Source organism: Acidovorax sp. 106 (assembly GCF_003663825.1).
Classification (GTDB): Bacteria; Pseudomonadota; Gammaproteobacteria; order Burkholderiales; family Burkholderiaceae_C; genus Acidovorax.
Genome location: NZ_RCCC01000001.1, coordinates 1175294 through 1192160, shown reverse-complemented (window position 1 = coordinate 1192160; position 16867 = coordinate 1175294). Strand labels below are relative to the sequence as shown.

The 16867-nt window shown below is 64.6% G+C and carries 16 protein-coding genes; 8 read left to right on the top strand and 8 right to left on the bottom strand.

Translation table 11 applies throughout. The annotated features are described in order from the left end of the window. Positions 1 to 52 precede the first annotated feature (52 nt). Together C8C98_RS05315 and C8C98_RS05310 are read right to left on the bottom strand one after the other, a co-directional pair. Entirely contained in the window at positions 53 to 601 is a 549-nt protein-coding gene (locus C8C98_RS05315) for a DUF2867 domain-containing protein (protein WP_121453426.1), read from the bottom strand. 86 nt (positions 602 to 687) lie between these two features. Next, a complete protein-coding gene (locus C8C98_RS05310) occupies positions 688 to 1428 on the bottom strand; it encodes a helix-turn-helix transcriptional regulator (protein ID WP_121453425.1) in 741 nt (246 codons plus the stop codon). Positions 1429 to 1579: 151 nt separating this feature from the next. Here C8C98_RS05310 and C8C98_RS05305 point away from each other — a divergent pair, with 151 nt between their 5' ends. Together C8C98_RS05305 and C8C98_RS05300 are read left to right on the top strand one after the other, a co-directional pair. Next, the gene (locus C8C98_RS05305; RefSeq protein WP_199726553.1) at positions 1580 to 2428 is read left to right on the top strand and encodes a hypothetical protein; all 849 of its coding nucleotides are present in this window, start codon (positions 1580 to 1582) and stop codon (positions 2426 to 2428) included. A gap of 49 nt (positions 2429 to 2477) precedes the next feature. Then, positions 2478 to 4421: an MFS transporter gene (locus tag C8C98_RS05300; protein ID WP_121456047.1), complete on the top strand. Its 1944-nt coding sequence runs from the start codon at positions 2478 to 2480 to the stop codon at positions 4419 to 4421. A gap of 67 nt (positions 4422 to 4488) precedes the next feature. Here C8C98_RS05300 and C8C98_RS05295 read toward each other — a convergent pair whose 3' ends face one another. Together C8C98_RS05295 and C8C98_RS05290 are read right to left on the bottom strand one after the other, a co-directional pair. Then, positions 4489 to 5481 carry a tripartite tricarboxylate transporter substrate binding protein gene (locus tag C8C98_RS05295; RefSeq protein ID WP_121453424.1) on the bottom strand — a complete coding sequence of 331 codons (993 nt, stop codon included), beginning with the start codon at positions 5479 to 5481 and terminating at the stop codon, positions 4489 to 4491. 113 nt (positions 5482 to 5594) lie between these two features. After that, positions 5595 to 6611 (bottom strand): 1-aminocyclopropane-1-carboxylate deaminase, encoded by a 1017-nt coding sequence (locus C8C98_RS05290; RefSeq protein ID WP_121453423.1) that lies wholly within the window; start codon positions 6609 to 6611, stop codon positions 5595 to 5597. A gap of 160 nt (positions 6612 to 6771) precedes the next feature. Between C8C98_RS05290 and C8C98_RS05285 the strand changes: the two genes are divergently transcribed. Continuing rightward, positions 6772 to 7287 (top strand): Lrp/AsnC family transcriptional regulator, encoded by a 516-nt coding sequence (locus tag C8C98_RS05285; protein ID WP_099656856.1) that lies wholly within the window; start codon positions 6772 to 6774, stop codon positions 7285 to 7287. Positions 7288 to 7320: 33 nt separating this feature from the next. On the opposite strand, the gene C8C98_RS05280 is transcribed toward C8C98_RS05285, so the two are convergent. The 3 genes from C8C98_RS05280 to C8C98_RS05270 all read right to left on the bottom strand — a co-directional run bounded on the left by C8C98_RS05280 (position 7321) and on the right by C8C98_RS05270 (position 10887). Further along, positions 7321 to 8223 carry an EamA family transporter gene (locus tag C8C98_RS05280; protein ID WP_199726640.1) on the bottom strand — a complete coding sequence of 301 codons (903 nt, stop codon included), beginning with the start codon at positions 8221 to 8223 and terminating at the stop codon, positions 7321 to 7323. A gap of 404 nt (positions 8224 to 8627) precedes the next feature. Continuing rightward, a complete protein-coding gene (locus C8C98_RS05275; RefSeq protein ID WP_121453421.1) occupies positions 8628 to 9248 on the bottom strand; it encodes a hypothetical protein in 621 nt (206 codons plus the stop codon). A gap of 442 nt (positions 9249 to 9690) precedes the next feature. Further along, complete coding sequence (locus C8C98_RS05270) at positions 9691 to 10887, bottom strand: trans-acting enoyl reductase family protein (RefSeq protein WP_121453420.1); 1197 nt, start codon at positions 10885 to 10887, stop codon at positions 9691 to 9693. Positions 10888 to 11322: 435 nt separating this feature from the next. Between C8C98_RS05270 and C8C98_RS05265 the strand changes: the two genes are divergently transcribed. The 5 genes from C8C98_RS05265 (at position 11323) to C8C98_RS05245 (ending at position 15621) form a co-directional block, all read left to right on the top strand. Continuing rightward, on the top strand, positions 11323 to 11739 hold the full coding sequence (locus C8C98_RS05265) for a hypothetical protein (RefSeq protein WP_121456046.1): 417 nt from the start codon (positions 11323 to 11325) through the stop codon (positions 11737 to 11739). Between the two features lie 43 nt (positions 11740 to 11782). After that, the gene (locus tag C8C98_RS05260; protein ID WP_233574460.1) at positions 11783 to 12631 is read left to right on the top strand and encodes a DUF2145 domain-containing protein; all 849 of its coding nucleotides are present in this window, start codon (positions 11783 to 11785) and stop codon (positions 12629 to 12631) included. Between the two features lie 90 nt (positions 12632 to 12721). After that, positions 12722 to 13846, top strand: a complete 1125-nt coding sequence (locus tag C8C98_RS05255) for a serine endopeptidase (protein WP_233574459.1) — start codon at positions 12722 to 12724, stop codon at positions 13844 to 13846. A gap of 29 nt (positions 13847 to 13875) precedes the next feature. Further along, positions 13876 to 15105 (top strand): toxic anion resistance protein, encoded by a 1230-nt coding sequence (locus tag C8C98_RS05250; RefSeq protein ID WP_121453418.1) that lies wholly within the window; start codon positions 13876 to 13878, stop codon positions 15103 to 15105. A 63-nt stretch (positions 15106 to 15168) separates the two neighbouring features. Further along, entirely contained in the window at positions 15169 to 15621 is a 453-nt protein-coding gene (locus C8C98_RS05245; RefSeq protein ID WP_121453417.1) for a YiaA/YiaB family inner membrane protein, read from the top strand. Positions 15622 to 15925: 304 nt separating this feature from the next. On the opposite strand, the gene C8C98_RS05240 is transcribed toward C8C98_RS05245, so the two are convergent. Further along, positions 15926 to 16732 carry a hypothetical protein gene (locus tag C8C98_RS05240; RefSeq protein WP_147436328.1) on the bottom strand — a complete coding sequence of 269 codons (807 nt, stop codon included), beginning with the start codon at positions 16730 to 16732 and terminating at the stop codon, positions 15926 to 15928. Positions 16733 to 16867: the final 135 nt, after the last annotated feature.

Genomic DNA, 16867 nt, shown 5'->3' with positions numbered 1-16867 from the left:
CGTCAAGCGTTTGTAGGCGCAGTGCGAAGTGTTGTGACGGAATGTGCCGCGCCTACTGCAGCCGCCCCAGCATGGCCCGCACGATGCGCCGGTGAAAAGGCTTGACCACCGCCATGTAGGCATGCCCCAGCGCGTTGTGTATGTGCACCACCGAGCTGACCACCACCATGGGGGCTTGCCCGGCGGGGGCGTATTTGTGCAGGGACACCTGCACGTCCAGGTGCTTGTCGTCCTGGCCCATCACCACCTCGGTGTCACTGAGGTGGCGGATGAGGAAGATGCCCACCCGATCCCCCACTTGGTAATCGCTGGCGTTCCGCGAGAGTTGGCCTGTTGCGGTGGGGTGCCTGTCGTGCAACTGCCCCAGGTCCTTGAGTCCGACCATGCGTACCAGCCGGTTGCGTGCCGCCATCAGGTGCTGTGTCCAGCGCGGTGTTTGGGCGACCAGGTCCAGCCAGGTCTGCAAGGCGCTGCGGGCTGGGGCCGGGTCGGCCACCTGATAGGCGTCGTAAAACTGTGCGGCGGGCAGGCTGGCATGGATGGCCGTGCCAGGTGGCACCTGCGTTGTCTGAACGGGCGGGCGTGGCTGTGTAGCGGGCATATTTGAGATATTTTGGGTTGTAGCGCTTATGAATAAAGCGCTGGCAGCTATCAAATTAATAGTGATTGTGTAGAGGCATCAGGCCATCAGCCCGCCATGCGGCGCATGCTGGCAAACACATCAAACTCCCAGCTGCGCATGGCCAGTAGCACCGTGTAGCCCTCCAGCTCGCGGCTGGGCAGTTTTTGGTCGGCCAGGTGCTGCTGTGCAAAGTCCTGCGCCACGCGCTGCATGCGCTCCATAAAGGCGGGGGCCAGCGCCCGGCTGATGGAGCCGTGCACCAGCAGCACGCCTTCGCCAGGGCCGTCAAAGCCCCCGGCAAAGTAGTTGAGCAGCGCATGGTCGCGAAAGTAATGCATCACCGGCCCATGGGGGCGCCAGCGGAAGGTCTTGGCCAGCTTCAGGCGGTAGCGGTTCAGCGGCCGCAGCTCGATGATGCCGATGCGGTCAAGCTGCGCCAGGTACTTGATGCCCTCGGCCTCGGTGAGCCGGTAGGTGGCCACCACCTGCTCAAGCGTCCATTGGCTGAGCACGCAAATCGCCATCAGCAGCAGCTTCTTGTCGCCCACCACGGCGGCTTCCTGCTCTTGCGTCAGCTCTTTGAGCAGCGGCTGCTCATCGGCCACGCGCCGGGCCAGGTCGGCAAAGTCCAGCGCCAGGGCACGGCAGATGGCGTCAATGCGCGACAGCGGCATGTCCCCCTTGGCCAGCATGCGCTTGACGCTGGACTCGGCCATGCCCAAGGCCTGCGCCAGGTCGGCATAGGTCATCTGCGCGTTCTTCAACTCTTTTTTCAGCGCGGCAACAAGATCGGCGGTCGTGCTCATGGGCGGCTCTTTGGTTGTGGCGATTGGGTATCGATTATGGATACCCGAAGTGCTTTGGGTAGCCCTGCGCGCGACTTTTTGAGGGGAAAACCCGTGGGCCTTTGCACACTGCGTTCCATCTTGTGTTGCCGCCCTGGGAGGGCCTCTTGCCATGAACGCTGTCCATTCCTTGCCTTTATCCACCCGCCGCTGGCCTGCACTGCAGCGTGCCGAGTGGGGATGTCTCATCGCCGCCATCGCGCTGCTGGCCGTGGCGGTGTGGGGGCCGCATCTGCCCGCCAGTGCCCATCAGCACGACTTTGCCGACCAGCGCGCCTGGTGGGGCCTGCCCTGCGCGCTGGATGTGCTCAGCAACCTGCCGTTTGCCGTGGCGGGCGTGTGGGGGCTGGTGTGGCTGCGCCGCCTGGGTGCCCTGCGGTTGTGCCTGGCCACCCGCGCCACGGCGGCGCTGTTCTTTGTGGGGCTGGTGTTGACCACCGCAGGCTCTGCTTGGTACCACTGGCAGCCCGACGATGCGGGCCTGCTGTGGGACCGCCTGGGCATGTCGGTGGCGTTTGCCGGGCTGCTGGGGCTGGCCGTCGTGGGGCGCATCAGCCCCCGCGCCGGGCTGGCCACGGCGCTGGGCCTGCTGGTGGCCGCACCGGCTGCCGTGCTGGTGTGGGCGCACACGGGCAACCTGCTGCCTTGGGCGGTGGTGCAAATTGGCGGCATGCTGGTGGTACTGGCCCTGGCGTGCCTGCCACACCGCCATGGCGCGCTGGCGTTGCAACTGGGTGCCGTGATCGCCTGGTATGCCGCCGCCAAGGCGATGGAACTGGCCGACCATTCCGTGTACGAAGCCACGGCCGGGTGGGTGTCGGGCCACACCCTCAAGCACCTGCTGGCCGCTGGCGCTGCCTTGCCCGTGCTGTTTGCCATGGCGCGTCTGCACCACAGCCGCTACATCGCTATGCCCGTGCCACGCCGCGCCATGCAGAATGGCGGGCAACGTGGGCAGTGACACCGTGCGCACTGCACACCACCCCACAAAAAGCCTCGAGGAGAACCGCATGACCCCCCAACATGGGCAGCCCACCGCGCACCCTGCGCCCCCGGCCCACGAAGAGCCCAACCAGTTTGCCCTGCTGCGCCAGCGCCGGTTTGCCCCGTTTTTCTGGACGCAGTTTTCGGGTGCCGCCAACGACAACCTGTTCAAGTTCGCATTCACCGTGATGGTGACCTACCAGCTCAGCGTGTCGTGGCTGCCGCCAACCATGGCGGGGCTGGTGATCGGTGCGCTGTTCATCCTGCCATTTTTGCTGTTCTCGGCCACCTCGGGCCAGCTCACCGACAAGTTCGACAAGACGCGGATGATCCGCTTCGTGAAGAACCTGGAGATCGCCATCATGGCGCTGGCGGCCGTGGGCTTTGTGGCCAACAACGTGCCGGTGCTGCTGTTGTGCACCTTCCTCATGGGGCTGCATTCCACGCTGTTCGGGCCGGTCAAGTTTGCCTACATGCCCCAGGTGCTGAGCGAGCGCGAGCTGACGGGCGGCAACGGCATGGTCGAGATGGGCACCTTCGTGGCCATCTTGCTGGGCCAGGTGGCAGGCGGCTTGCTGGTGGCCATCCCTGGCATTGGCCACACTGCGGTGGCCGTGGGCTGCGTGGCCCTGGCCCTGGTAGGGCGGTTGGTAGCGCAGTTCATTCCCTCTGCCCCGGCCACCGACCCCAGCTTGGTTATCAACTGGAACCCCTTCACCGAAACCTGGCGCAACCTCAAGCTGGCGCACGGCAACGTGGTGGTGTTCCGCTCGTTGTTGGGTATCAGCTGGATGTGGTTCTTCGGTGCCGTGTTCCTGTCGCAGTTTCCGGCCCTGGCCAAAGAGGTGCTGCACGGCAACGAGCAAGTGGCCTCGCTGCTGCTGGTGGTGTTCTCGGTGGGCATTGGCGTGGGCTCGCTGCTGTGCGAGGTGCTCAGCCGCCGCCACGTTGAAATCGGCCTGGTGCCGCTGGGTGCCATCGGCATGAGCGTGTTTGCGGTGGATTTGTACTTTGCCACCCGCAGCCTGCCTGCGGCCGAGATGATGGGCGCTGCCGCCTTTCTTGCGCAACACCAACACTGGCGCGTGCTGCTGGACCTGGCGCTGCTGAGCCTGTTTGCCGGGCTGTACAGCGTGCCCATGTACGCCCTGATCCAAATGCGCAGCCAGCCCACGCACCGCGCCCGCATCATCGCGGCCAACAACATCCTGAATGCGCTGTTCATGATTGGCAGCTCCGTCATCGCAGGGGCCTTGCTGGGCGCGGGCTTCACCGTGCCGCAAGTCTTCCTGTTCACCGGCATTGCCAATGCCGTGGTAGCCGCCTACATCTTTTTGCTGGTGCCCGAATACCTGCTGCGTTTTGTGGCTTGGGTGCTGTCGCGCTTTGTGTACCGCTTCAAGGTGCGGGGTGACGAGCACATTCCCACCACGGGCGCGGCCATCCTGGCATGCAACCACGTGAGCTTTGTCGATGCCGTGCTGCTCATGGCCGCTAGCCCCCGGCCTATCTACTTCCTGATGGACCACCGCATCTTCCGCGTGCCGGTGCTGGGCTGGCTGTTCCGCCTGGCCAAGGCCATCCCGGTGGCGTCACAAAAGGACGACCCCGCCACCTACCAGGCGGCGTTTGACCGCGCTGCGCAGGTGCTGCGCGAGGGCGACTTGCTGGCCATCTTCCCCGAAGGCGGCATCACCAAGGATGGTGAGCTGCAAGAGTTCAAAGGCGGCATCATGAAGATCATCGAGCGCGCCCAGGCTGACGGTGTGGACGCCCCCGTGGTGCCCATGGCGCTGACCAACCTGTGGGGCTCGTTCTTCAGCCGCGTGGAGCGCGGCACCGCCATGGCCAAGCCCTTCCGCCGGGGCCTGTTCAACCGGGTGGGCTTGAATGTGGGGCCTGCGATGGCGGCCGCTGAGGTGCAGCCCGCAGGGCTGCGCGAACGGGTGGCTGGGTTGCTGCAGGCCTGAGCTGCCCGAAATAGGGAGGAGGGCACAGGGGCGTTCCCCCGTGCTCCGTGTTCAGGCAGTGCCCGCCTTATTCAGCGCGGATGTTGGCGCTCTGGGCTATGGCCCGCATGCGCGGCAGTTCTTCGTCAATCCGCGCAGCCACGGTGGCCGCGGGTGCATAAGCGGGCTCCAGGCCACTGGCGCCCAGCTTGCTGCGCACTTCAGCGTCTGCCATGGTTTCCGACAGGGCTTTTTGCAGCTTGGCCCTCGCAGGGGCAGGCAGGCCGCGCGGTGCCACGATGGCCAGCCAGGAGTCTGCCGAGAAGCCTGGATGCCCGGCCTCTGCCACGGTGGGCACGTCGGGCAACTGTGTGGCACGGGTGGCACCGGTCACGGCAATGGCCTTGATCTTTCCGCTTTTGATCTGCGGTAGCGCTGCGGCCACGGTGTCGATGGAAAACGGAATCTGCCCACCGATCAGGTCGCTCATGGCCGGGGCACTGCCTTTGTAGGGCACATGCGTCAGCTTGATGCCCAGGGCCCGCCACACCAGCTCTGCGGCAAAGTGCCCGGTGGTGCCGTTGCCAAATGAGCCATACACATACTTGTCGGGGTTGGCACGCACGGCGGCATTGAGCTGCTGCAGGGTGTGGATCGGAACATCCTTGTGCGCCAGCAGCACCAGGGGCACTCGCGCAGTCATGCCAATGGGTTCGTAGCTCTTGACCGGGTCGTAGGGCAGCTTGGGGTTGAGCGCCGGGTTGGCGGTAAAGGTGGAGCCCGAGCTGATCAGCAGCGTGTAGCCGTCGGCAGGCGCATTGGCCACAAATGAGGCCCCCACAATGGTGCCTGCGCCGCCTTTGTTCTCGATCACGATGGGCTGGCCCAAATGCTCCCCCAGCCGCTTGTTGATAAGCCGGGCCACCATGTCCACCGCACCGCCGGGTGGGAAGGGAACCACCAGCTGCACAGGCTTGTCCGGGTAGCTTTGGGCGTATGCTGCGGGATATGTGAGGCAGCCTGCCAGTGCCGTTGCCGCTATCACTGCACAGGTGCCCCTGCGCGTTATTGCCTTTGCCATGTCACTACTCCCATTCAAGTGTTGGAATGCGATGGCCGCTCCCGTCGGGGCGGTGCTGTGGGTCGCTGTGAAACAGGCACGCGCAAGGCGTGCCTGTTCAGCCCGCGGCAGGCTCAGCCGTTGCGGAACAGGAAGCTGTACGCATTGAGCGCAGGCACCCCGCCCAGGTGGGCATACAGCACGCGCGAGCCTTCGGGAAACTCGCCCTTGCGCACCATGTCGATCATGCCGTGCATGGACTTGCCTTCGTACACCGGGTCTGTCAGCATGCCCTCCTGGCGGGCGCACAGGCGAATGGCTTCGAGCGTGCCCTCGTTGGGCAGGCCGTACTCGGGGCCGCCGTAGCGGGTGTCCAGCACCACGTCCTCGGCCGTGATCTCCTGGCCCAGCTCCACGAGCTTGGCGGTGTTCTGTGCGATGCGCAGGATCTGTGCGTGCGTTTGTTCTGGCTTGGCCGATGCGTCAATGCCGATCACCTTGCGCGCGCGGCCATCGGCTGCAAAGCCCACCACCATGCCGGCTTGCGTGCTGCCGGTCACCGAGCAAACCACGATGTAGTCAAACTGGAAGCCCAGCTCTTTTTCTTGCTGGCGCACTTCTTCGGCAAAGCCTACAAAGCCCAGGCCTCCGTACGGGTGCTCTGAGCAGCCTGCGGGAATCGGGAAGGGTTTGCCCCCGGCCTTGCGCACATCTTCCATCGCCTGCTCCCAGCTGGGGCGGATGCCAATGTCAAAGCCCGCTGCGTCCAGGCGCACATCGGCGCCCATGATGCGGCTCATCTCGATGTTGCCCACGCGGTCGTACACCGCGTCGGAGTAGTTCACCCAGTTCTCTTGCACCAGCACGCACTTCATGCCCAGGTGGGCGGCCACGGCGGCCACCTGGCGCGTCTGGTTGGATTGGATACCGCCAATCGACACCAGCGTGTCGTAGCCGCCATCGATCGCCTCGGGGATCAGGTATTCGAGCTTGCGCGTCTTGTTGCCGCCAAAGGCCAGGCCCGAGTTGCAGTCCTCGCGCTTGGCATACAGGTGCACCTTGCCGCCCAGGTGGGCCGACAGGCGCGACAGTGGCGTGATGGGCGAGGGGCCGAAGGTGAGCGGGTGGCGGGGGAATTTTTGCAAGTTCATGGCGTTTCCGGTCGATGGAAGGAGGGGGTATGCAAGCGGGCTTGCAGTGCCTTCATCGTAGAAAAATGCCTGAATCAATGGGTTGTGAATTTGTTCCAAATTTCGGTGTTTTGGTTTTTCATATGAAAATTAGTCATTACTAAATTTCTTGAAAACAGCCATGTGCGCAACAAAAGTTCGTGCCAAGAATGTGCAACAGGCCGATGTGTCCGCCGAGCTGGACCGCACCGACAAAGCCATCCTGCGCCAGCTGCAGCGCGATGCGTCCTTGTCCAACGTGGCCCTGGCCGAGAAAGTGCACCTGAGCGCCCCCGCCTGCCTGCGCCGGGTGGAGCGGCTCAAGCGCCTGGGGCTCATCGATGGGGTGGTGGCGCTGCTCAACCCCAAGGCCGTGGGTGCGGGCATGCTGGTGATGATTGGTGTGGTGCTGGACCGGTCCACGCCCGAGTCGTTCGCAGAGTTCGAGAAAGCCGCCATCAAGATCTCGGGCTGCATGGAGTGCCATGTGGTCACCGGCGAGTTCGACTACTTCATGCTGGTGCGCACGCGCGACAGCGAGAGCTTCAACCGCCTGCACGCAGAGCAACTCATCTACCTGCCGGGCGTGCGGCAGGTGCGCTCGTTCATGGTGCTGCGCAATGTGTTGTCCTCCACCGAGCTGCCGTTGGCGCTTTAACGCCCCTGCGGCCAACCCTCCCAAGTGGCGCCGTCAGGGCGCAGCGCGCAGGCGCCCCTTCAGCGCGGCCCAGGCGGGGCCTCCAAACACATTCACCAGCAACCCGGCCATCAGCAGCCCAGCACCCGCAAAGTGCACGTGCAGCAGTTGCTCGCCAAACACCCACCAGCCCGTGGTCAGGCCCACCACGGGCACCAGCAGCGTGAAGGGGGCCACGCGGTTGACCGGGTAGCGGGACATGAGGAAAGTCCACAGCCCAAACCCGAGCAAGGTCGAGACCCAGGCGATGTAGCCCACCGCTGCCAGCGAGGTGAGCGAGAGGTTTTGCACAGCGGCCAGCACGGCGCTGGCCCCGTCCATCCACACCGCCAGCGCCAAAAAAGGCAGCGGCGCCACCAGGCTGGACCACACGATGAACGCAAACTGGTTCATCGGCCCATAGCGCCCCACCGCCCGCGTGGCGATGTTGCCGCACCCCCACAGCGCCGCTGCAGCCACGGTGAGCGCAAACCCCGCCAGCGGCATCGAGGCCCCGTGCGCGCTGCCAATCAGCACCAGCCCGGCCCCGGCCAGCGCCAGTCCAGCCATCTGGTTGCCTTGCCAACTCTCCCGCAGCCACCAGGCTGCCAGCAGCAGGGTAAAGAACGACTGCGACTGCAGTACCAGCGATGCCAACCCCGAAGGCATTCCGATGTGGATGGCCGTGAACAGCAGCGCAAACTGGCCTACCGCCATCGTCATGCCGTACAGCAGGTACAGGCGCAGCGGCACCTTGGGTGGCCGCACAAACAGCAGCGCCGGAAACGCCGCCAGCAGGTAACGCAGCGCGCCCAGCAGCATGGGCGGCACGCCGTTCAAGCCCACTTTGATGACCGCAAAGTTCAGCCCCCACACCACGATGACGAGCAGGGCCAGGCAAAGATCACGGGGGCGCATAGGGAGGTTCATGGGGCGGTGGTGGTCGCAAGGGCAGGTTGGCCATTGTGTACGTGGGCGCAGGGCTGAGCGATGCCGCTGACGGCCAAGTTTCAGTCAGAACAGGACAAGTTGCTGGTCGGTCAGCAGGGCGCAGGTCTTGCGGCTTGACCTGTCAAGACAGAGGTTGAAAGCAATATATGGGAAAAATGGCTGTAGATGCCGTATTTAAAGCGCAAGCAGCTATTAATTGCATAGCGAATTTTGTGGGGCTTGCGGGTCTTGCATTGGGGCCGATGACCTCAGCCCTGTGATGGTGAGGGGCACAAGGCAAGCCTTGACGCTCTACTTTTCTCAGGGGGAATGAAGGACTGAACTCGCGCCAATGCCAGCCTGCTGAAGCGGCAAAGCGCACCTCCAGCCCCTCACCCGTTGTAGGAATAGATGAGTATTCCCAGCGCAGGAACCACTACCAGATCCTGCTCATGTCCGGTGGTGAAGAAGGCGCCTTTCTTGTCAGCGGCTTGCTGTGCTTGCTGGAGCAAAGCGGGCGGCGCGTCGGTGCAGCTCTCACCACGAAACAGGTGTTCATTTTTTGGCGCGGGTGTGGCGCTCCAGGGCTTGTACTGGTGGTAGGGGTCGCCATCCCGGCCCAGGCGGGCGGTTTCAAGATGCGCCAGGCCATGGTTGCGTAGGCGCGCCAGGTCTTTGTCGGACAGCCTGAAAATCGCAAATCCACAGCCTTCTCTGAAGCTGCTGATCTCATCGTGGTGCAGTAACTCCAGCGGCCCGAACTGGGGTGGAATCGCCTGGCGATACAACGAGGCCTGCCAATGGCTGCACCCCTTCATGGGCACCAGGATCAACACGAGCAGGGCGCAGGCCCAGGAGGCAACACGCAGTGCGGGAACGGGTGGTGTGTATGCAAGGAACCGGCGGGACACGGCGGCCAACGCACGGGCCAGGCCCTTGGCCAGGAAGAAGGCGGCCGTCCCAAAGAGGGCCAAGCAGAGCAGACTGAACCCTATCCCGAGGGCGAGAATCATGGTGACCTTTCAAGATGTCGAAGCGTGAAGTTCGGCAAGTCTTGAGGCGCTGCGTGAGGTCAGCATGAAGTTTGTGAGCTGCAGGTGATCTTCTGAAAGAGACGCTCACTTCTATCGCAGACGACAAGGACAAAAAGGGGGGCTGGACTCGGGCTTGTCTTTCAATTTTCCAGTGTCTGTTCCCAAAAAATCGAACTATTGAGCAGGCCTCTTTGAACTTGAGGTATCCGTTCGGGTTGAGCTTGTCGAAACCTTGCGCGGCGCTTCGACTGCGCTCAGTGAACGGTTCAAGTAGGTTCGTGCCGGATCAATAAAAGCGGATTCAGCCAGAGATAATCAAGCGCAAGAAGCTATTGGTTTGATAGCGCTTTGTAGGCCGTCCTCGGGCCATTGATACGGGGCAACCCCGTTTCGGTTTGAACCAGCTGCCCCCCTCACTTCGTCAGGCCGCCCCCTCCACCCCAAAACTCAACCCCGCATTCGCCTGCAGCCGCGCGATCAGCGCATCGCCCATCGCGGGCGCCGTGGTCCAGATGCCGCCGGGTGTGGCGGTGGCGTTTTGCAGCAGGCAGACGGCCGATTCGGCAATCATCTTGGAAGTGGAGCCGTAGCCGGGGTCGCGGTCGCCCTTCACGCCCACGCGCAGGGTGTGGCCTGCGGTGTCGGTGCCCAAAAAGAGCAGGTCGTAGAAGCCGCTTTCGCGCTCTTCGCGCGAGGGGCCTTCGCCCGGTTGGGGGCCTTGGTCGGAGCCCATCGATTTGTCGCCCGCCACCGCGTTGGCAATGGCTTCGCCCTTTTCGCCGGGGCCGGTGATGAGCATTTCGTCGTAGACAAAGTCCTGGCCCCAGGCGTGTTGCAGCAGCAGGTTGGAGCGGTGCACGTTGCGCGTGTTGATGGCCGCCATCACAAACGGGGCCACCCAGATGCCCGCGCCGTTCACCGTGCCCAGGGCCTCGTCCACCATGGGCTTGTGGCCCGAGGGCTGGCGTGGGCCCTCGAACCCTGGGGTCAGCGAGAACGGGTTTTTCAGCAACTCCAGCACGCCGGGCTGGCTGGCGGCTGCGGCCATGGTGGCTTTGAGGCTGGCGGCAGTGCCGCCTGAGAAGGTGCCCTTCATCTTGCGCACGCGGCCTCGCACACGCGGTGCGGCATGGCCAAAGCGCTGGGCAAATTCCTTTTGCAGCAGGAACACGCCCAGGTCGAACGGGATGGAGTCAAACCCGCACGAGAACACGATGCGCGCGCCGCTGGCCTGGGCGGTGGCTTCGTGGGCGTCGATCATCTGGCGCATCCAGGCGGGCTCGCCGCACAGGTCCACGTAGTCCACGCCGCTGGCGGCGCAGGCGGCCACCAGTTCGTTGCCATAGAGCTGGTAGGGGCCCACGGTGGTCAACACTAGGCGTGTGGCCTGCATCAGCGCTTGCAGGCTGGCGGGGTTGGCGGTGTCGGTCACGACCAGTGGGGTGTCGGCGGGGGCTCCCAGCTCGTCGCGCACGGCAGCGAGCTTGTCGGCATTGCGCCCGCCCATGGCCCAGCGCAGGCCGTTGCCTGCGGGGTAGCGTTGCAGCAGGTATTCGACCACCAGGCGGCCTGTGAAGCCGGTGGCGCCGTGGACGATGAGGTCAAAGGTTTTGGTCATGGCGATGGGGTTCAAAAATAGGGCTGCGATGCCTGGACGGGAGGTGGGTGCGTGGGGCGCACTGGGTTCGCGGGCATTGTCTGGGCAGCCCGGTTGCCAGGCTGTCGCGTAGGTGTATTGCCGACAGCGAAGCGCTTTTGTGTAGCTCAAATGGGCAGATTTGATGAAAAAGTACTAAAAAACGGTACTTTTTGGCCAGCTGGCCGGCACTGTTACGTTCGAATGCAGACACGCAAGTTACGAGTTGGCACTATTCGCACCGTGTTCAACCCAGGCTCCTTCATGGAGCACCCCCATCCCATGCGACTCTTTCGCCGCCATGTTGTCTCTCAGGCCATCCCTGTGGCCCTGCCCCGCCAGGCGCTGACAAGCCCATCCTTGGCCGCCCCCCGGTGGAAGCAGGCACTGGCGCGTGTGCTGTTGGCCGCCGGGGCGATGGGCGCACTGGCTTTAACGGCCGTGGCGCCAGCCCACGCGAACAGCGAGGCGTCAGCGGTGCTTTCGCTGCTGCCAGTGGCCTCGGTGGTGGCGGTGGCTGGGGGGGCTTCGGCAGCGGCCGGGGCCGTGGTGGCCGTGCCTGCGGCCCTGTCGGTGACGGGCGCCGTGCTGGTGGTGAAGTCGGTGGAGGCGTCTGCCGCTGGCACGCTGTATGTGCTGGAGCGGGCCTCTGACGGCGCCCGGGTCAGCGTGGAGGTGGTCGGGCGCGGGGTGGGGGCCTCGGCCCAGGCGGTGGGCACCACCGTGACCTGCAGTGTGATCGGCACTGGTGTGGTGCTATCGGTGGCGGGCGAGGCACTGGCCTTTGTGCCCAATGCCATCGGCCGTGCCCTGTTGCACAACGAGCGGATGTAAGGCACCCCACACCATGATCCCGATGATTACTTCTTGCGTTCCCATGCCTGCCCCCGCGCAGCGCAACCCCTTGCCTGGTCTCCTCACTGTGTGGGGCGTGGCGGTGCTGGCCGGTGCTGCCCTGCTGGGCGCCGCCCCAGCCCACGCAGGCCGCGCTTGTGACGAGCGCAAGCCCGTCACCGCCCAGGTGATCGAGCGCGGCATGGCGCTGGCGGCGCAAACCTCGCAGGCGCTGGACGCTGAGAACGAGCGCAGCGGCGCCACGGTGGTGCTGGTGGGCCGGGCTGGGCAAGACCTGGGCAAGTACGGCCTGCGCTACTCGCACTTTGGCTGGGCCTACAAAACGGCCGAAGGCCCCTGGCGCGTGGCGCACAAGCTCAACGAATGCGGTACGGCCGTGGGCCATGTGTACCGCCAGGGCCTGGGCGAGTTCTTTTTGGACGACCTGTGGCGCTATGAGGCCGTGCTGGCCGTGCCCAGCCCTGCCGTGCAGGCCCAGTTGCTGCCGGTGCTGAGCGACAACGGCCGCGCCACCATGCTGCACGCCCAGCCGTACAGCATGGTCAGCTACGCGTGGGGCACCAAGTACCAGCAGTCCAACCAGTGGGCGCTGGAGACCCTGGCCTTCGCCATGGAGCCCGCCACCGTGCGCACCCGCGAGCAGGCCCAGGCGTGGCTGCGCTTCAAGGGCTATGAGCCCACGGCGCTGAAGCTGGGGCCGCTGACCCGGCTGGGCGGGCGCGTGGGCTCGGCCAACATCGCGTTTGACGACCATCCGAGCGACAAACGGTATGCGGGCCGCATCGAGACGGTGACGGTGGATTCGGTGCTGTCGTGGATGCAGCGCACACAGCTGGCGGCAGCGCCTGTGGGTGTGCAGGCCAAGCGCTGACGCCATGCAGTTGAAGTGAAAATGGCTGCCAGCTCTTATGAATAAAGCGCTGAAAGCTATTAAATAAATAGCAAAAAGAGTGAGGGTGCCATGAGCAAGTCTTTGCGGTTGTCAGAGAAGTGGTTTCGGCGCGGGCTGTGGCTGGTGGCCGTGGTGTTTGCCAGCTTTCTGATCGGGCTGGGGGGCACCGTGGTGGGCGATTTGCCCAAGGTGGAGCGGCCGCTGCAGGTGGACGACTTTCTGGACAAAGCCCAGGCCCAGGCGCTGCGCGACAAGATCCGCACCCAGCGCGAGGCCGAGCAAGACGCCCAGACCGTGCTGGAGCAGGCCCAGTTGCAACACCGCAAGGCGCAGAGCGACAACCAGGCCGAGCGGGAGACCTTTAGCAACTGGCTGGCCACCCGCCGCGTGACCGAGCGTGCGGACCAAGACCCCGAGGTGATCCGTCGCACGCGCACGCTGGATGAACTCAAGCAGGCCGAGCGCCAGGCCCTGCGCGCAGTAGAAGCCCAGCAGCAGGCTGCACTCGATGCGCGCCAGACAGCGGCGGCCACGCAGCGGCAACTCAGCGATCTGGAGAGCCAGGGCTATGCGCGCATGCAAGCCGAAAGCCGCAAAGTAGAGCTGCGCGTGTTTTTGTACCGCCTGGCCCTGACATTGCCACTGTTGGTGGCGGCGGGCTGGCTGTTCGTCAAAAAGCGCAAGGGCACTTACTGGCCGTTTGTGTGGGGCTTCATCTTCTTTGCGCTGTTTGCCTTCTTTGTGGAGCTGGTGCCTTACCTGCCCAGCTACGGCGGCTACGTGCGCTATGTGGTGGGCATTGGCATCACGGTGCTGGTGGGGCGCTACGCCATCCTGGCGCTGAACCGTTACCTGGAGCGCCAAAAGCTGGCCGAATCCCTGCCCGATGCCCAGCGCCGCGAAGAACTGGGCTACGACGTGGTGATGGCCCGCCTGGGCAAGAGCGTGTGCCCCGGCTGCGAGCGGGCGGTGGACCTCAAGAACGAGGCCATCGACTACTGCCCCCACTGCGGCCTGTGCCTGTTTGACCGCTGCGGCCACTGCAGCACCCGCAAGAACGCGTTCTCGCGGTACTGCTTTTCGTGCGGCACGCCCAGCGCTGCGGAAAGCGCGGCTGATAGCGCCGCAGAGGGTGTTGCGGAGATACCCCAAGGGGCCGCGATGGGCCGCCCTGCAGCCCCTGTTCGTCCCTAGAATCACCGAGCAACCGAGGAGAGAAGCGCATGTCCAACCCGACCCCCGTGCAGACAGCACAGCCTGTACAGAGCGCCAGCGCCGCAGGCACCTTTCAGCTGACCCCCCCCGAGGTGGTGCAGCCCGTCAGCAACGAAGTGGCCAGCACGGCCGTGCCCCTGGCCCCCGAAGTGGCACGCGCTGTGGAAGACCAGGTGAGCCGCTTTGTTGACAGCCTCATGGCCGAAGACGTGCAAAGCGAAGGCTTTCGCGCCAAGCTCGACAGCGCCTTTGCCCTGGGGCGCGAAGAAATCTCGGTGGCCGCCAGCCTGATGCAGGGGCGCTTCATGGAGCGCAACTTTGTGGGCGTGGAAGACGGCACCGCCTTTCGCGCCATCCAGGATATGCGCCGCCAGCTCGACACGCTCAACCCCGGCAAAGAGGGCGACCTGTTCCAGCCGCAAAAGCTGCTGGGCTTTATCCCCTTTGGCAACCGGCTGCAAAACTACTTTCGCCGCTTTGAAAGCGCGGGCGGCCAGTTGCAAAAAAGCATGGAGCAGCTCTACGCCGCGCGCGACGACATGCAGCGCGATGTGGTCGAGATCGAAGCCACCCGCACCAAGCTGTGGGACGCCATGCAAAAGCTCACCGGGGCCATGCGCTTTGCGCAGGTGCTGGACGAGCGGCTCATGGCCAAGGTCGAATCGCTGAAGGCCACCGAGCCCCAGCGCGCCAAGGCGCTGGAGCAAGAGGTGCTGTTTTATGCCCGCCAGAACCTGCAAGACATGCTGACCCAGCAGGCCGTGTGCACCAACGGCTACCTGGCGCTGGACGTGCTCAAAAAAACCGGGCGCGAGATGATGAACGGCTGCTCACGCGTGGCCACCACCGGCATGAGCGCGCTGGCCGTGGCCCAGACCGTGGCCCGCGCCACGGGCAACCAGATCAAGGTGATGGAGATGCTCACGGGCGTGAACAGCACCATCGAGAACCTGATTGCTGAAACTGGCCGCCAGCTCAACACCCATGTGGACAAGACCACGCAGTTTGCGCAGAACCCTATGGTGGGCATCGACAAGCTCAAGGAAATGTTCGACCAGACCTTCAAGGCCATGGACGCGATGGACGACTTCCGCTCCAAGGCCATCGTGGTGATGGGGCAGAACAACGCGATGATCGCGTCCGAAATCCAGCGCGCTGAGCAGTACATCGACAAGGTGCGCATGGAGCAGGCCAAGAAAGCCACTTCGGCGCAGCTCAGTGGCCCGGTCAAGCTCTGACTTTGCTGATGTCCCGTACCTCTCCCGTATCCCTTATTTTTAACCTGACGAAGGAAAACTGAAATGGCAACCCGCTACATGGTTCAACGCGACACCACCGCCTGGCGCCTGCAAGTGCGCATCTCTTTTGCCTTGTCGGTGCTGTGCGCCGCCATCGGTGTGATCAACCTGCCCGGCCAGGAGCTGGACCGCGCCTTCCTGGCCATCGGCCTGTTCTTTTGCCTGTTCAGCACCTTTGCCGTGGCCAAAACCCAGCGCGACAACCGCGACGGGGCGGTGGACACATCGCAGTGGGTCATCACCGTGTGGGTGGCCTTTGCAGCGGCCATCTTGCTGACCGGCTGGGGCCTGTGGCGCATGAAGATCGACGAATGGCAGAAGTACTACATGCTGGTGAGCTGGCTGTTCCTGGTCAGCTCCACCTTCACGCTGTCCAAGACCGTGCGCGATGCGCAAGAGGCTGAGTTGCTGGAGCGCCGCGCCGCCCGTGCCCGCGAAGGCAGCGACGCGTCCTGATCCTAAGGCTGGCCTTGCGCCAGCTCATCCCCAACCCTGCCCGTTCGGGCTGAGCCTGTCGAAGCCGGGGCACAGTCTGCGCAGCCCTTCGACAGGCTCAGGGTGAACGGGGTGGTGGGTATTCAAGCCAAGGCGTTCTATCCCATGGCTGACCCGTTCGTCCGCACGCTCACCCCACCCCACCCCACCCCACCCCACCCCGGCCCCGGCCCCAACTCCGCCCGTTCGGGCTGAGCTTGTCGAAGCCAGGGCATGCTGCCTGCGCAAACCTTCGACAGGATCAGTGCGAATGGGTCAGGGGTGATCAGCGCGATTTCTTGGATTCGAGAAACCGCTGCTGCCTTGCAAGCTCCTCGGCCGCACTGCGGCCGATTTTCTTTTCGCGGGCCAGAATTTCACCGTGCAGCAAGGCCAGTTGCTGCAGCAGCGCATCGTGGGCCGAGGGCTGGCCTTCGTGCAGCACCTGGCGGCGCTGCGCAGCGGGCACGCGCAGGTAGGCTTGCAGCGTGTCGGGCAGGTAGCGGCGTAGGCACTCGCGCAGAAACAGGCGGTCTTCCACCGTGAAGTGCTCGTCGTGCGTGGGGCGCTCGTGGCCCATGCGTTGGAAGGCTTCCTTGGTCTCTAGCAGGCGCTGCGTGGCCTGCTCGCCCAGCTCGGGCGCGGCGGCCTCCAGGGCACGGTCAAAGGCTTGCAGGGCTTCCGTGTCAAACAAAGCCGCCGCAGGTGTGGCACTGCGGGCGGGTTGGGCAGGGCGCGTGCGCCACCAGCCCAGCGCACCCAGCACGGCAATGCCAGCGCCCGCAGCCAAGGGCAGCATGGCGGCCTGAATCACCCCCAGCAAGGCGACCACGCCCCCTCCCGCCGTCACCACGCTGGTGGCAATGTGCAAGGCAGACGGCGCAGCCTGTGCAGGCGCTGGGGCCGCAAGGGACTCAGCCAGCGGCGTGCCCAGCTGGCTGCGTGCATGCACCCTCTGCAGCCGCTCGGCCAAAGGCGAGTGCTCCGGGGGCTCCTCGGTGGCGCGGGTTTGGCGCTCATGCAGCAGCGCGGTGCGGCGGTTGACGGGGCCATCACCGGCCACAAAGCGGGAGTCGTCCTCTGGAGAGTTCATCAAAGGGGCCAGGGTGAATGCAAAAAGGTGAAGCGAGATTACAAAGGCGCGGGGCTGCAAAGGCAAGCGCGGCGTTCTCGGGTGTGCGATTTTGGATCAAATTGGCATGCTGCGCATGTCAGGAAAGCGCAGGCT

Coding starts and splice junctions, on each gene's coding strand:
- C8C98_RS05305 (WP_199726553.1), top strand. CDS start 1,580: ATGAACGCTGTCCATTCCTTGCCTTTATCCACCCGCCGCTGGCCTGCA.
- C8C98_RS05295 (WP_121453424.1), bottom strand. CDS start 5,481: ATGGCAAAGGCAATAACGCGCAGGGGCACCTGTGCAGTGATAGCGGCA.
- C8C98_RS05275 (WP_121453421.1), bottom strand. CDS start 9,248: ATGATTCTCGCCCTCGGGATAGGGTTCAGTCTGCTCTGCTTGGCCCTC.
- C8C98_RS05245 (WP_121453417.1), top strand. CDS start 15,169: ATGGCAACCCGCTACATGGTTCAACGCGACACCACCGCCTGGCGCCTG.
- C8C98_RS05255 (WP_233574459.1), top strand. CDS start 12,722: ATGAGCAAGTCTTTGCGGTTGTCAGAGAAGTGGTTTCGGCGCGGGCTG.
- C8C98_RS05315 (WP_121453426.1), bottom strand. CDS start 601: ATGCCCGCTACACAGCCACGCCCGCCCGTTCAGACAACGCAGGTGCCA.
- C8C98_RS05240 (WP_147436328.1), bottom strand. CDS start 16,732: ATGAACTCTCCAGAGGACGACTCCCGCTTTGTGGCCGGTGATGGCCCC.
- C8C98_RS05260 (WP_233574460.1), top strand. CDS start 11,783: ATGCCTGCCCCCGCGCAGCGCAACCCCTTGCCTGGTCTCCTCACTGTG.
- C8C98_RS05290 (WP_121453423.1), bottom strand. CDS start 6,611: ATGAACTTGCAAAAATTCCCCCGCCACCCGCTCACCTTCGGCCCCTCG.
- C8C98_RS05280 (WP_199726640.1), bottom strand. CDS start 8,223: ATGCGCCCCCGTGATCTTTGCCTGGCCCTGCTCGTCATCGTGGTGTGG.
- C8C98_RS05265 (WP_121456046.1), top strand. CDS start 11,323: ATGGGCGCACTGGCTTTAACGGCCGTGGCGCCAGCCCACGCGAACAGC.
- C8C98_RS05250 (WP_121453418.1), top strand. CDS start 13,876: ATGTCCAACCCGACCCCCGTGCAGACAGCACAGCCTGTACAGAGCGCC.
- C8C98_RS05285 (WP_099656856.1), top strand. CDS start 6,772: ATGTGCGCAACAAAAGTTCGTGCCAAGAATGTGCAACAGGCCGATGTG.
- C8C98_RS05300 (WP_121456047.1), top strand. CDS start 2,478: ATGACCCCCCAACATGGGCAGCCCACCGCGCACCCTGCGCCCCCGGCC.
- C8C98_RS05310 (WP_121453425.1), bottom strand. CDS start 1,428: ATGAGCACGACCGCCGATCTTGTTGCCGCGCTGAAAAAAGAGTTGAAG.
- C8C98_RS05270 (WP_121453420.1), bottom strand. CDS start 10,887: ATGACCAAAACCTTTGACCTCATCGTCCACGGCGCCACCGGCTTCACA.